This window comes from Cupriavidus sp. KB_39 (assembly GCF_052114485.1).
Lineage (GTDB): Bacteria > Pseudomonadota > Gammaproteobacteria > Burkholderiales > Burkholderiaceae > Cupriavidus.
Window position 1 is genome coordinate 40,661 of sequence record NZ_JBFREV010000018.1, and the last position, 14,029, is coordinate 54,689.

Annotated in this window: 13 protein-coding genes; 8 read left to right on the plus strand and 5 right to left on the minus strand. The window is 67.5% G+C overall.

The features are described from left to right. Window position 1: 1 nt before the first annotated feature. The 6 genes from AB4Z27_RS15200 (at window position 2) to AB4Z27_RS15225 (ending at window position 7,443) form a co-directional block, all read left to right on the plus strand. On the plus strand, window positions 2–856 hold the full coding sequence (locus AB4Z27_RS15200) for an FAD binding domain-containing protein (protein ID WP_441644715.1): 855 nt from the start codon (window positions 2–4) through the stop codon (window positions 854–856). After that, window positions 837–3,662, plus strand: a complete 2,826-nt coding sequence (locus AB4Z27_RS15205; RefSeq protein ID WP_441644716.1) for a molybdopterin-dependent oxidoreductase — start codon at window positions 837–839, stop codon at window positions 3,660–3,662. The genes AB4Z27_RS15200 and AB4Z27_RS15205 overlap by 20 nt, the downstream gene beginning before the upstream one ends. A gap of 21 nt (window positions 3,663–3,683) precedes the next feature. Continuing rightward, window positions 3,684–4,967 carry an MFS transporter gene (locus AB4Z27_RS15210; protein ID WP_092297826.1) on the plus strand — a complete coding sequence of 428 codons (1,284 nt, stop codon included), beginning with the start codon at window positions 3,684–3,686 and terminating at the stop codon, window positions 4,965–4,967. A gap of 86 nt (window positions 4,968–5,053) precedes the next feature. Then, entirely contained in the window at window positions 5,054–5,716 is a 663-nt protein-coding gene (locus tag AB4Z27_RS15215; RefSeq protein ID WP_441644753.1) for a response regulator transcription factor, read from the plus strand. Window positions 5,717–5,847: 131 nt separating this feature from the next. Beyond that, a complete protein-coding gene (locus AB4Z27_RS15220; RefSeq protein WP_441644717.1) occupies window positions 5,848–6,582 on the plus strand; it encodes a sensor histidine kinase in 735 nt (244 codons plus the stop codon). A gap of 30 nt (window positions 6,583–6,612) precedes the next feature. Next, window positions 6,613–7,443 carry an alpha/beta fold hydrolase gene (locus AB4Z27_RS15225; protein WP_441644718.1) on the plus strand — a complete coding sequence of 277 codons (831 nt, stop codon included), beginning with the start codon at window positions 6,613–6,615 and terminating at the stop codon, window positions 7,441–7,443. A 27-nt stretch (window positions 7,444–7,470) separates the two neighbouring features. Here AB4Z27_RS15225 and AB4Z27_RS15230 read toward each other — a convergent pair whose 3' ends face one another. Then, window positions 7,471–7,746: an FmdB family zinc ribbon protein gene (locus tag AB4Z27_RS15230; RefSeq protein ID WP_092297832.1), complete on the minus strand. Its 276-nt coding sequence runs from the start codon at window positions 7,744–7,746 to the stop codon at window positions 7,471–7,473. 233 nt (window positions 7,747–7,979) lie between these two features. On the opposite strand from AB4Z27_RS15230, the gene AB4Z27_RS15235 reads away from it, so the two are divergent. Beyond that, window positions 7,980–8,507 carry a DUF3016 domain-containing protein gene (locus AB4Z27_RS15235; protein WP_441590870.1) on the plus strand — a complete coding sequence of 176 codons (528 nt, stop codon included), beginning with the start codon at window positions 7,980–7,982 and terminating at the stop codon, window positions 8,505–8,507. Here the strand turns inward: AB4Z27_RS15235 and AB4Z27_RS15240 are convergent. Both AB4Z27_RS15240 and AB4Z27_RS15245 read right to left on the minus strand, forming a co-directional pair. Beyond that, a complete protein-coding gene (locus AB4Z27_RS15240; protein ID WP_441644719.1) occupies window positions 8,504–9,910 on the minus strand; it encodes a sensor histidine kinase N-terminal domain-containing protein in 1,407 nt (468 codons plus the stop codon). The two genes, AB4Z27_RS15235 and AB4Z27_RS15240, sit on opposite strands and share 4 nt — an antisense overlap. Window positions 9,911–9,929: 19 nt before the next feature. Then, entirely contained in the window at window positions 9,930–10,634 is a 705-nt protein-coding gene (locus AB4Z27_RS15245; RefSeq protein WP_092297840.1) for a response regulator, read from the minus strand. 202 nt (window positions 10,635–10,836) lie between these two features. Between AB4Z27_RS15245 and AB4Z27_RS15250 the strand changes: the two genes are divergently transcribed. Then, a complete protein-coding gene (locus AB4Z27_RS15250; RefSeq protein WP_441644720.1) occupies window positions 10,837–11,898 on the plus strand; it encodes a porin in 1,062 nt (353 codons plus the stop codon). A gap of 96 nt (window positions 11,899–11,994) precedes the next feature. Here AB4Z27_RS15250 and AB4Z27_RS15255 read toward each other — a convergent pair whose 3' ends face one another. Next, window positions 11,995–13,329: a PQQ-dependent sugar dehydrogenase gene (locus AB4Z27_RS15255; protein WP_441644721.1), complete on the minus strand. Its 1,335-nt coding sequence runs from the start codon at window positions 13,327–13,329 to the stop codon at window positions 11,995–11,997. Window positions 13,330–13,418: 89 nt separating this feature from the next. Continuing rightward, window positions 13,419–13,904 carry a GFA family protein gene (locus AB4Z27_RS15260; RefSeq protein WP_092297849.1) on the minus strand — a complete coding sequence of 162 codons (486 nt, stop codon included), beginning with the start codon at window positions 13,902–13,904 and terminating at the stop codon, window positions 13,419–13,421. Between the last annotated feature and the right edge of the window lie 125 nt (window positions 13,905–14,029).

Genomic DNA, 14,029 nt, shown 5'->3' on the forward strand with positions numbered 1-14,029 from the left:
CATGAACTATTTCCGTGCCCACACCGTGGAGGAAGCGCTCGCAACGCTTGCGGATGATCCACGGCGGCGTGTGGTCTGCGGCGGAACCGATGCCTTCGCCGATCTGGCGCTCGTGCCGGCCCGGTCGGAATGGGTGGACATCAGCCGCATCGACGCCTTGCGCCGCATCGAGCGGTGCGATGGCTGGGTGCGGATCGGCGCCGCCAGCGCCTGGGAATCCGTCGCACTGACCACGTGGCTGCCGGTGGCGCTCCGGGACGCGGCGGCGGCCGTTGGCTCGCTGCAGATTCGCGTCCAGGGCACCGTCGGTGGCAACCTGTGCCACGCGTCGCCGATTGCGGATGGCGTGCCGCCCTTGCTGTCGCTTGATGCGCAGGTCGAACTGGCGAGTGTCCGGGGCGTGCGGCGGCTGCCGCTGCACGAATTTCTCCTGGGCGCCCGTCAGGTCGCCCTGAAGGCCGATGAACTGCTCGTCGCCATCCTGTTTCCGCTGCCGGCCGACGCGGACCGCACGGCGTTCGTCAAATGCACAAATCGTGACGGCTCGGCCCTCGCCGTGGTATCAGCCGCCGTGCGGCTGCGCATGTCCGCAGTGAACACAGTGGAGGACGCCGCCGTTGCTGTCGGCGGCGCCTCGGCGGTCGCGCTGCGGATGCCGGCACTGGAGGCGTCATTGCTGGCGCAGCGGCCGGAAGCACTGCGCGACATCATCGACGGCGCCTCGCTTGCAGCCCTGTCTCCGATAGAAGACTGCCGCGCGACTGCCGCCCATCGCACCCATCTCGCACGGCTCGCCATCATGCGCGCCTTGACCCATTGCATCGAGGAGGCCGCTCATGGCGTATCTGCTGGATGACATTTCCCTTTCCGTTCCCAACGCAGGCGCTGCCGGCGAAGCACCGACGCCGCCCGGAGAAGAGGGCTTCGAACTGAACGGCAAGCGCCTGCCGCTGCCAGCGGACCAGTCCCAGCGCCTTCTCGACTACCTGCGCRCCGGGCTGCGGCAATTCGGCACGAAGGACGGCTGTCGCCAGGGTGACTGCGGAAGCTGCACGGTCCTGGTGGATGGCGAGCCGCGCTATGCCTGCCTGACCCCCGTGGGGCAGGTGGCGGGTCGCCGCGTCGTGACCGTCGAGGGACTGGCCGAAGGCACGCAGTGTGGCGCGCGGCTCCAGCAGGCGTTTCTCGCGCATCAGGCGGTGCAATGCGGCTTCTGCACGCCGGGCATGCTGATGGCGTCGGCGACGGCGATCGACGCCGGCCGCGTGACCGATCGCGCAACTGCCCGTGCCGCCATCGAGGGCGTGCTGTGCCGGTGCACCGGCTACCAGAAGATCGTGGACGCCGTGACCGAAGTCGGTTGCGGCAGCGGGGTGCGGCGTTGCMCCCCCCCGCCATCCGAAGGCCCCGCCGTGGGCGTGCCCCTGACTCGGCTGGATGGGCCGGAGAAGGTCGATGGGAGCCAGCGCTTCGGCGGCGACGCTTACCCGGCCAACAGTCTGGTCGTGCGCGCGGTCCGCAGCCCCCATCACCGTGCGCGTTTCGCGTTCGGCGACCTGAACGCGTTCGTCGATGCGCATCCCGGTGTGCATCGCATCCTGACCCATGCCGATGTCCCCGGGATCAATCTGCATGGTGTGGCCACCCCGTACGCCGATCAGCCTGTCCTGCCGGAAGCGGAGACGCGGCACTATCTCGAAGCGGTAGCGCTGGTCGTCGGCGAGCGCGAGGCGATCGAGGCCCTGTCCCTGGCGCGCTTTCCCGTGGCGTGGGAGCCCCTCGCGCCGGTTCTGACCCCCGCRGAAGCYGTAAGCGAAGGCAGCCCGCAGCTCCATGCCAACCGTCCGGGTAATGTGCTGATCGAAGGGCACGTACGCCGCGGCGACACCGGGCGCGCGATTCAGGACGCCCGTCACGTGGTGAGCGCCACGTTCAACTCGAGTTTCGTCGAGCACGCCTACCTYGAGCCGGAGGCGGGCTGGGCGCGGCGCGTCGGCGACATGATCGAGATTCACTCGTCCACCCAGGCGCCGCACCCGCATCGCGGCGATCTGGCCCGTATCCTTGGCGTGCCGCCCGAGCGGGTGCGCGTGGTGGCCACGGCCGTCGGCGGAGGCTTCGGCGGCAAGCTGGACATGACGGTCCAGCCGCTGCTCGCCATCGCGGCGTGGCACCTCGACAGGCCCGTGGCCATGGTGTTCTCGCGCGAAGAATCGATGGGCACCTCGACCAAGCGCCACCCGGGCCGCATGACGTCTACCATGGCCGCCGATGCCGATGGCCGGTTGTGCGCGGTGGAGTTCGAGGGCGATTTCAATACCGGTGCCTTTGCCTCCTGGGGCACCGCTGTGGCCAATCGGGTGCCGGTGCACGCTGGCGGCCCGTACGTCCTGCCGCACTACCGTGCGCACACGCGTGCCATCCATACCCACATCACCCCCGCCGGGGCGTTCCGTGGCTTCGGCGTGCCGCAGACGATGATGTCGCAGGAGCAACTGATCGACGAACTTGCGCTCGCGGCGGGCATCGATCCGCTGGAGTTTCGGGCGAAGAACGCCCTGCGGCCCGGCGACTCGTTGCCGACCGGGCAGGTGCTCGACCACAGCGTGGAGCTGGTCGAATGCCTCGACGCGCTGCGTCCGGCATGGCAGGCGGCACGGAGCCGCATCGCCAGCCTGAACGCAGCCTCGCCCAGCCATATTCGCCATGGCGTCGGCATCGCCGCGTTCTTCTATGGCTGCGGCAACACGGCGTTGCCGAATCCTTCCACGGTACGCTTCGGTGTCCGGCCGGACGGCACGGTGGTCCTGCATCAGGGCGCGGTGGACGCGGGGCAGGGCGCGAACACGGTCATTCCCCAGATCGCCGCCGACGCGCTCGGTGTTCCGGTCGACCAACTACAGTTCATCGGGCCCGACACGCATCTCACACCGGACTGCGGCCGCACCTCGGCGTCGCGCCAGACCTTCATCACGGGCCGCGCAGCCTATCTTGCCGGTACGGCCTTGCGCCACCGGCTGCTGGCGCTGGCAGGCGCGGCGGCCGATGCGAAGATCCGGGTCAGTGCGAGCGGCATCGCCATCGACGATCATGCCCTGGATCTTCGGACGCTCCCGGTCGACGCCCACGGCTATGTCGTCGCGGCGGAAGAGCGTTTCGATCCGCCCATCACTTCTCTAGATGCCGCCGGGCAAGGCAGTCCCTACGCGACCTATGCGTTCGGCGCCCAGATGGCGGAAGTGGTGGTGGACTGCGAGAGCGGACGCGTCCGCGTGCTGAAAGTGGTGGCGGCGCATGACGTGGGCCGCATGGTCAACCCGACGCTGCTCGAAGGGCAGGTCGAGGGGGCGGTGGCGCAGGGCRTCGGCATGGCGTTGATGGAGAAATACCACCCGGGCCGKCACAACAATCTGCACGATTACCTGATTCCCACGGTGCACGACATGCCCGAGGTCCAGTCGATCTTCATCGAGGCGCCCACGGCCATCGGCCCCTACGGGGCAAAAGGCATTGGCGAGCCGGCATTGGTGCCCACGGCGGCCGCCATCCTCAATGCCATCCATGATGCGATTGGCGTGCGGATCCGCGAGGCGCCTGCTACCCCCGATGTCATCCGTCGCGCGCTTGCCGCCCGCGACGCGGCATCCGGCGTGCCCCGATAGTTCCTTCGAACGGCCTAGACAATGACAACAAAAAACATTGACCAGCCCGCGTTGCCGAGCCCATCCAGCCTGGACTGGTATGCGGAACTGAGCCCGCAAGCCAGGCGGACGTTCCTGGCATCGTTCATCGGCTGGGCCACCGATGCCTTCGATTTCATGGTGTTCAGCTTTGTCCTCGCGTCACTGATCGACGTCTGGGGACTGGACCGGGGCCAGGCAGGGCTGCTGGGCACCGTGACGCTGATCTTCTCCGCGATTGGCGGATGGATCGCGGGCATGCTGGCGGACCGCTACGGCCGGGTCAAGGTGTTGCAGGGCACAATCCTCTGGTTCTCCGTCTGCACGTTCGCGATCGGCTTCGCGCAGAATTTCGAGCAGATCTTCGTGCTCCGTGCCTTGCAGGGGCTCGGCTTCGGCGGGGAATGGGCCGTGGGCGCCGTGCTGATCGGGGAGATCATCGCCCCGAAGCACCGTGGCAAGGCGGTCGGCCTGGTGCAAAGCGGCTGGGCGGTCGGCTGGGGGCTCGCGGCGATTCTCTACAGCATTGCGTTCTCGGTGCTACCCGAGTCGCTGGCGTGGCGCAGCTTGTTCTGGGTGGGCGTCCTGCCCGCGCTGCTCGTCCTGTACGTGCGCAAGCACGTGCCGGAGCCCGAAGTGTTCGCGACGGCGGCCGAGGCAAGGCGACAAGGGGTCAAGCCCGCTTCGATGTGGGTCATTTTCTCGCCGGCGTTGCTGCGCCGGACCGTGCTGGCCGCGCTGCTGTGCACGGGCATCCAGGGCGGCTTCTATGCGATGTCGACATGGCTGCCCACCTACCTGAAGCTGGAGCGGCACCTGTCCGTGCTGAACACCGGCGGCTACCTGATGGTGATCATCGTGGGCTCCTTCTGTGGGTATGTCGTCGGCGCCTATCTGTCCGACTACTGGGGGCGCCGGCGCAACTTCATCCTGTTTGCGCTGCTGTCGATCGCCTCGGTATACCTCTACCTGACGCTGCCCCTTTCCAACGCGGAGATGCTGTGGCTCGGTTTCCCGCTGGGCTTCGCGTCCTGCGGCATTTTCAGTGGGGTCGGCGCCTACCTGACGGAGTTGTATCCCTCGGAAAGCCGCGCCAACGGGCAGAGCTTTACCTACAACTTCGGGCGCGGCATCGGCGCCCTGTTTCCGAGTCTGGTCGGCATGCTCAGCCACTCCACGAGTCTTGCCATGGCCATCGCCATTTTCTCGGGGGCCGCGTACGGCGTGGTGCTGCTCATGGTCTTGCTGTTGCCCGAGACAAAGGGGCAGGCGCTGGATACCGTGTAGACCCATACCTTGGTATGGATGCGCGCCTGCCGGCGTATGTCAGAGCATTCCAGACTCACTTCTTCTATAGCGCACCGTTTCCGACCATGACTGCCCCCCACCATGCTTCCACGGCTTATCCGCAGGTGCTCGCCCAGGGCACGGTCCATATCGTGGACGACGACGAACTGATGCGCAAAGCCCTGACCAGCCTCCTGGAGTCCATCGATCTGCAGGTCCGGGCGTTCGGGTCCGTGGAGGACTTTCAGCGCGCGCCGAAAGTGATCGGCCCCGCCTGTCTYGTGCTCGATGTCCGCCTGCGCGGGCAAAGCGGGCTCGCGTTCCAGAAGTCGGCAATGCAAAAGGGCCAGCCGCACATGCCGATCGTCTTCATRAGCGGCCACGCCGATATCGCCATGTCGGTGAAGGCCATGAAGGCYGGTGCGGTCGATTTCCTGGCCAAGCCGTTCCGGGACCAGGACATGATCGACGCCGTCATTGCCGCGCTGGAGCGCGACATGCAGCAGCTTGAAACGGAGCAGTCGTTGCGCGGGCTGCGACGGTCCTGGGATACGCTGACCGCCCGTGAGCGCGAGGTCCTCCGGCATGTCGTGGCCGGCATGATGAACAAGCAGATTGCCGCGGCCATGGGCATTGCCGAGATCACCGCGAAGATTTATCGCGGCCACGCGATGCGCAAGATGAACGCGCGCACGGTGGTAGAGGCCGTTCAGATCATGCGCGCGCTGGGCGAGGCGCGCGCTGCCTAGCCCGGCCACCGGCGAAGCGTTCGCGTAAATGAAGGTTTAGGGACCGCCATCTCACCGGATGATGGCGCCTTGCACCGCGTCATGGTGATATTCCGCAGCGCCGTTTGGTTGACGGCGAACGGAGAATGCCAATGACTATGGAACCGGGAGCCCTGACGAGTGTGCTCCTGCTCGGATGCGCCGGATTGCTGCTCTTTGCACTGGTTTGTGCGCAATGGATGTACCRGCGATGCAAGGCGCGAGAATCCGAGCTGCTGACCATGCAGGCATCGTATGCGCATGACTTGCGCACGCCGCTGACACGCATGCTGCTGCGTTGCGAGATGATCGACGACGCGCCGCTGCGTCACGCCATGGAGCGTGATCTCGACGAAATGCGGGAACTCGCCGAAGCCAGTCTGTCCTGCGCGCGCATGCAGAGCGGCCTTGTACRGCCGCTGCGGAGCGTGGACGCGGATAGCCTCCTCGACGTGCTGGTCCAGGACTATCGGGATGCGGGCTGCGCACTGGCGCTGGAAGGGCAGGTGGGACGCCCGATCGTCACCTGTCCACACGCGYTGCGCCGCGTGCTGGTCAACCTGATCGACAATGCGTTTCGCTATGGCAGCGTTGTCCGCATCGCCGTTCGCATGGAGAATAGGCGCCTGCATCTGGCTGTGATCGATTCCGGACCCGGGATCGCGCCATCGGAGCTGGATGCCGTGTTGAGGCCATGGTACCGGTCGCCGCACACCGCCAGCCGGGGTCCGGGCAGCGGCTTGGGGCTGGCCATCGCCCTGCGACTGGCCAAGGCCATGCGTGGGGAGTTGAAGCTACAGAATCGGCGCGAGGGCGGCCTGGAAGCGAGCTTGTCGCTGCCGCTCTGAGCGGCGCGGATTCACTGGGGAGGCAGGATTTTGAAGGAAGACACATCGGCGGCAGCATTCGTCGCACGATTGACGGCGCAGGGCACGACCCGCGTCACGGAAGCGGCCGGGTGCCGCATGGTGTGGCGCCGCTTTGGCAGCGGGCCGGATGCGCTGCTCGTGCACGGCGGCCACGGCAGCTGGCTGCACTGGGTGCGCAATATCGAGGCGCTGGCGGCCCGCCATACGGTCTGGGTGCCCGATCTGCCCGGCTACGGCGTCTCCGGAGACCCGGTGGGGACCGACATGCCGGCGCTGGTGGAGGCCGTGGTGGCGAACTTCGCCCAACTGCCCGATATGGGCGATGTCGATCTGGTCGGCTTCTCGTTCGGCGGGCTGACGGCCTCGCATCTGGCCTCCCGCCTGCCCAACGTGCGCGGGCTGGCGCTGCTGGGGCCGGGTGGCCACGGCGGCRCACGGCGGCAGACCATCGCGCTGGTCGACTGGCGCCGCGCCGAGAGCCCCGAGACGCTGGCGGCGGCGATGCAGCAGAACGTCGCCGCGTTCATGATCGCGGACCCCGCCAAGGTGGATGCGCTGGCGCTGCTCGCCTACACCGAGTCCTGCCGCGACACGCGCTTCCGCAGCAAGCAGATTTCACGCGCCGGCGGGCTGCGCGCGGCGCTGGACCGCTTCGGYGGRCCGGTGCTGATGGCCTTCGGGGAGCACGACGTGACCGCCGATCCGCCAGAGGTGCTGGCAAGCCTGATCGACGGGCGGGAAGGCCGGCGCGGCGAGATCGTGCCCGGCGCCGGCCACTGGGTCCAATACGAGGCCGATACGGCCGTCAACGCGCTGCTGCTGGCGTGGCTGGCGCGCTGAGCGGACGATAAACGTAGACTGGYCCGGTCAGCCCGAGCTGAACTTGGACCACCCCGCGCCACCCCGGCCGCCATCGGCACGCCCGGCCAGCTTCACCGGCCCGCAGCAGGCACACCCTGCACCATGGCCCGCCAACTCCGACGGCACGGCCCCCGGTGCCCCCGCCAACGCSGGCGCGGCCACCAGCGCCCGCGCCGCAGCCTTGCCACAGTGCGGGCAGCCAACCGGCTCGTCCCGCTGCGCCATCGGCCGCATCAACGCAAAATCGCCGCAATCGTCACACCGGTAGTCATAGGTGGGCATCGCTTCTCGCTGGGTCGGGAAATAAGAGGGGTTCAGCTTACGCCAGGCCTTGTGAAACGTCGATGGCGGGGAACCCGGGCGGTTAGGGGCCAGATGCGTTTCCCCCGCTGACCTATCCTGAAACCATCCCGGGCTCAGCGGCTTGATGCCGGGTGGCGCATGCGTTCCTGTCCTGATTTGTCCGGGCATCGTYCGTCGGCGTTCCAGGCCGTGCTTTCTGCAGGCGTGATGCCATGTCCACGTACTTTCTTCCCGTTCTGGTTGCCTTGGCGACGCTGGGGGTGTCCGGGGCGGCCGGCGGGGCGCCGGCGCCTTCGCAGGGGCAGCCGTCTTCGGCGTTGTCGGTGACGTTCATCCATCCCGAGACCTATACCGATGCCTCATGGTCGCAGTCGTATGGCAGTGACCGGCAGGTGCTCGATGACATCCGAAAGCACTTCGCCAAACTGGCGGCGCGCAAGTTGCCGGAGGGGTATTCGCTGACGATCGAGGTGCTGGACATCGATCTGGCCGGCTATATCGACTGGCGCTACGCGCAGCAGGTGCGCGTGATCCGGGATGCCACGTGGCCGCGCATGACGCTGCAATATGAACTGCGCCACGGTGACGAGGTGGTGGCCAGCGCGCAGGAGCGCATCTCGAACATGAATTTCGGTTGGGGCGTGAACCTGTACGGGCCGTCGGACCGGCTGCGCTACGAGAAGGTCATGATCGACGACTGGTTCGGGCGCCGGATCGGCAAGCTGACGGGCAAGAGCTAGGCCGCCTCGCCCCCGGCAGGCGGGAAATGAAGCGCGATGGTCAGGCCGCCGCCGGGCGTGTCGCCGAGCACGATTGCCGCGCCGTGGAGTCGGGCGATTTCCCGCACGATGGATAGYCCGAGCCCGCTRCCGGCGCGCGCTGCGCYGGCYTCSCCCCGATAGAAGCGCTGGAACACGGGTTCCCGGTCCTGCGGCGCGATGCCGGGGCCGTTGTCCTCCACCTGTARCCGCGTGCCGCGCACACGCACCGTCACCATGGCGCCAGCGCCCGCGTAGCGCACCGCGTTGTCGATCAGGTTGCCGAGTAGTTCCTGGAGGAGTTCGGGCTGGCCGTCGATCTCATCCTGCGCGTCGCCAGCTTCGGCAACGTCTCCTTCGAAACCCAGATCCACCCCGTCCCGCCGGGCGAGTGGCGCCCAGTCCAGGGCCACCGCCTGCGCCAGCGCGCCGAGCCGCAGCCGGTGGAGCGTGGGCGCGTAGCCGCTGTCCGGCTCCAGCCGGGAGAGCGACAGCAGCTGCTCGACCTCCTTCGCCGCCTGCCGGACCGARCTGTTGAGGCGGGCCAGATGCGCCCGCGCGCCGGCCAGTTCGCGTTCGCGCAGCGCCAGTTCCGATTCGGCCTGGATGATGGCCAGCGGCGTCTTGAGCTGGTGCGCGGCATCGGCAAAGAAGCGCTTGCGCCCCTCGACCATGCGCTGGAGCCGCGCCACGTACTGGTTGACGGCGTTGACCAGCGGCTGGGTCTCCACGGGCAGCGTGGCGGCGTCCAGCGGCTGGAGGTCGTCCGGGCCACGCGCGCTTATCGCCTCGGACAGCCGGTGCAGCGGCCGCAGCCCGCGCCGCACCCCGAACCAGACGATGGCCAGCGCCAGGCTGACCAGCATCAGCTCCTGCAGCAGCGATCCCATCAGGATGTCATTGGCCAGTTGCGCGCGCGGCTCGGTGGTCTCGGCCACGAGCACCCAGACCAGTTGCGTGCGCGCGGAGCGCACGTCGTGCAGCGGCAGCGGCATGGCGGCCATCCGCACCGGCTCGCCGCGATAGTCGGCATCGTAAAACTGCGTGCGATAGAGCGCGCGCACGGGTTGGGCCGGCATCGGCAGGGCCGGATAGCCGGTGATGGTGGCGCCGGTCTCGTCGCGGATCTCGTAGTAAATGCGCGAACCGGCTTCGGCGTCGAAGACTTCGAGGGCGAGGTAGGGTACCTCCACCTCCACGCGGCCGTCGCGCAGACTAATGCCCTCGCGCATGGCCTTGAGCGAGGCGGCCAGCGTGCGGTCGAACGCCTCGTGGGCGGCGGCCATGGCGCGGCGGTCGGTCAGCCAGGCGTCGAGCGCCAGCAGCCCGAGCAGCGGCAGCAGCAGCCACAGCGAGAGCTGCCAGCGCAGGCTCGCCGATTTCATCGCCGAGGTCCTGACCGGCTCACGGCTGGGCGGCGAGGTTGGCGTCCTCGGGGGCCGGGGCGCGCACCTCGAGCAGGTAGCCCAGCCCGCGCAGCGTGACGATGCCGACGCCGCTGCCTTCCAGCTTCTTGCGCAGCCGGTAGACGTAGATCTCGATGGCGTCCGGGTTCACCGACTCCTCGATGCCGAAGATCTTCTCCGATAGCGCGGCCTTGTTGACGGCCCGGCCATCGCGCATCAGCAGGATCTCCAGCACCGCGCGCTCGCGCCCGGTCAGCGCCAGCAGTGTGCCGTGCAGCGTGAAGGCCCGGCTGACGGCGTCGTAGTGGAGTGGCCCGCAGTGCAGCGCGGTGCGGTCGTGGCCGTGGCTGCGCCGGATCAGCGCGCGGGCGCGGGCTTCCAGTTCGGTCAGGGCGAAGGGCTTGGCGAGGTAGTCGTCGGCGCCGAGGTCCAGGCCGCGCACGCGGTCTTCGACGGAACCGTGCGCGGTCAGGATCAGCACCGGCACCGGGTTGCGCCGCTGCCGCAGGCGCCGCAGCACTTCCAGGCCGTCCAGGCGGGGCAGGCCGATATCGAGGATGGCCAGCGCGTAGTCCTGCGTGGAGAGCAGGTTGTCGGCGCTCGCGCCGTCGTGCATGCAATCGACCGTGAAGCCGCTCTGGCCCAGGGACTCCACGAGGGAGGCGGCCAGTTTCAGGTTGTCTTCGGCAAGCAGGATACGCATGGCAGGGGGACGGCAGTAGCGGCAGGGGAACGGCAACAGCGCGTGATTGATACCGGGAAGCAGCGGGGCGGGCTAGCTAGGGAAAGCCCCAATCCGCACGCCCGCAACGGTCCGTATTTGAAGGATTTTCGAAAGCGATCTGAAAGTGAGCCTCCCATACCATTCGCGCCGTTCACTCACAAAAAAGACACAGGAGACAGGCATGAAACGGATGGCATGGGTCGTTGCCGGGATGGCTTGCGTTGCTACGGGCGGTGCGGCAGCGCAGTCCAGCGTCACGCTGTACGGCATCGTGGATTCGGGCGTGGAGTACCTCAACCACGCCGGGCCGGGCGGTGGTTCGGCAGTCAAGGTGATCTCGGGCGGCAAGAATACCTCGCGCTGGGGCCTGCGCGGCACCGAGGACCTGGGCGGCGGCCTGAAGGCCGTGTTCCAACTGGAAAGCGGTATCGCCATCGACACCGGCAAGCTGGACACCGACAACACACTGTTCGACCGCCGCGCCACCGTGGGCCTGCAGAACAAATGGGGCCGCCTGCTGCTGGGCCGTGACTTCACCACGACCTACGATTTCATGCTGCCGTTCGACCCGATGGGCTACGCGCCGAACTACTCGTGGGCGACCTCGTCCACGGCGTCGGGCGGGCGCAAGGACGGCATGTTCTCGCGTGCGACCAATGTGGTTCGCTATGACGGCACGTTCGGCGGCGTGAAACTGGGCGCCACGGTTTCGCTGGGCGAGGTGCCGGGCGAGTTCAAGTCTTCGTCGAAATACGACGTCGGCGTCGGGTATTCGTCGGGCGGCTTCGCCACGGCCGTGACCTGGGACCGCCAGAACGGCGCAGGCGGCAGCACCACGCCGGCCGATACGATGGACTACATCCAGGGCGTCCACGCCGGCCTGAGCTATGACTTCGGCTCGCTTGCGCTGTACGGCGGCTACCGCAACTACAAGCGCACCTTCACGAACGGCGCGGCCTCGCAGCTGAGCGACCTGTACTGGGTGGGCGCGGCGTACGACTTCACGCCGGCCTTCACGCTCTACGGCGCGGTGTACAAGCAGAACATCAAGGGCGCGACGGACRGCGATCCGATCCTGTTCTCGCTGCGCGCTCAATACAATCTTTCCAAACGCACCATGGCCTACCTGTCCGCAGGCTATGCCAAGGCGCGCAACGGTCAGACCGTGAGTCTCTCGCGCGACTTTGTGGGCTCTGCCAACAATCAGGTCGGYGTCACGGCGGGTCTCCAGCACCGCTTCTGATTCTTCACAGTCGGATTGTTGTTTGGACCATCGTGGTGGGTGGTCTTCCGGCGGCGCGAGGGGCTCGCGCCGCCGGTTTTTGCTTTTCGGCGCTATCTATTTAGTCGCGCCGGTCACGCGCCAGATCACATTGCCGACGTCATCGGCCACCAGCAACCCGCCGCGCTTGTCCACGGCCACGCCCACCGGGCGGCCCTGGGCGTCGCCGTCGGCGGTCAGGAAGCCGGTCAGCACGTCGAAGGGCGCRCCGTTGGGCTTGCCCTGCTCGAACGGGACGAAGATCACCTTGTAGCCGGCACGCGGCTTGCGGTTCCATGAGCCATGCTGGCCGATGAACATCCCGTGCTGGAACCTTGCCGGCAGGCTGTTGCCGGCGGCGCTGGCCAGCCCTAGCGAAGCCGTATGCGTGCCCACCGCGTAGTCGGGCACGATGGCCTTCGCCACCAGATCGGGGGCCGGCGGCTTCACGCGCACATCCACATGCTGGCCGTAGTAGCTGTACGGCCAGCCGTAGAAGCCGCCATCGCGCACGGAGGTAATGTAGTCCGGCACCAGATCGCTGCCGATTTCATCGCGCTCATTCACGGCCGTCCACAACATGCCGCTGGTCGGCTCCCAGGCCATGCCGTTCGGGTTGCGCAGGCCGCTGGCGAACACGCGGTGCTGGCCGGTCTGGCGATCCACCTCCCAGATGGCGGCGCGGCCCGCTTCCTTGTCGATGCCGTTTTCGGCCACGTTGCTGTTCGAGCCGACCGTGACGTAGAGCTTGTTGCCGTCCTGGCTGGCGATGATGTTCTTGGTCCAGTGATGGTTCAGCGGCCCGCCTGGTAAATCCACGAGTTTCTGGCCCGGATCGGTGATGCTCGGCTGTCCCGGCGCGTAGGGATAGCGCACTACGGCGTCGGTATTGGCCACGTAGAAGTCGTTGCCGACCAGCACCATGCCGAACGGCGAATTCAGGTCCTTGAGGAAGACGGAGCGCTCGTCGGCCACGCCGTCGCCGTTGGTGTCGCGCAGCAGCGTGATGCGGTTGGCGCTCGGCACRCCCGCGCCGGCGCGCTTCATCACCTGCTTCATGACCCAGCCCTTGATCCCTTTSCCGTCGTCCGGCTTGGGCGGCGCGTTCGACTCGGCCACGAGGACATCGCCATTGGGCAGCACGTAGACCCAGCGCGGATGGTCGAGCTTGTCGGCGAATGCGGTCACCGTCATGCCATCCGCCGCCACCGGCTTCTTGCCGTCCTCCCAGCCCTTGGCCGGCGCGATATGCACGGTCGGGATCARCGTCTTGTTCGGCTCGGGCAATTGCGGCGAGGCGCCGATGCCGGCCGACTCCGGCAGCTTGGCGGATTCGCCGCATCCCGTGGCGAGTAGCGCAGCGGCGGTCAGGCAGACGGCCAGGGGGAGAGGAAGARGGYGGAAGCTCGGCATGTCAGGCTCCTTGCGCGCGGGGCGCCTTGCTTGGAGCATAGGAAATCACTTGGCARGCGTCTGTCGGCCAGTGTCCGACTTTAGGCCACTCAGGCCAGCAGGCGGTGCCGCTTGTGCCAGTCGTGCAGCGATTCTTCCGGCCAGGTCTCGCAATGGCGATGGCCCTTGCCGCGTGGCACATCCACCCATGGCGCGACGTTCTCCAGCGAAGCCTCCACCACTTCGGGTGGGCGGGGCAGGGGCGTGTCGATGGCGCTCGCGTTGGGGTAGACCATGTCGGGCCAGCGCGGGTCCCAGAGCCACAGCGGACTGCCGCACTCGGCGCAGAAATGGCGGAAGGCCTTCGAGCGCTTGGGGCGCTGGCCGGGCTCGCGCATCACGGCGTGATAGCGCGAGACATGCTTCTTGCCGCGAACGCGCAGCGAGTGGGCATCCCCGCCGAGGTTGATGCCATAGCCTCCGCCGCCGCCAGTCTTGCGGCAGATCGAGCAATGGCAATGCATATAGGGGCAGGGCGAATCGGACTCCAGACTGAACTGCACGGCGCCGCATTGGCACGAGCCTTCGAGATGCATGATCCCTCCTGGTTGGCACGGTCGATGCCTCCCAGTGTGGGCGACGGAGCCGGTCGCTTCAAGCACGCCAAATCTGCAGAATTCGCGAAAAGTGTGGCGTTGTCGGAGAGTGTCTGTCAGCGCCG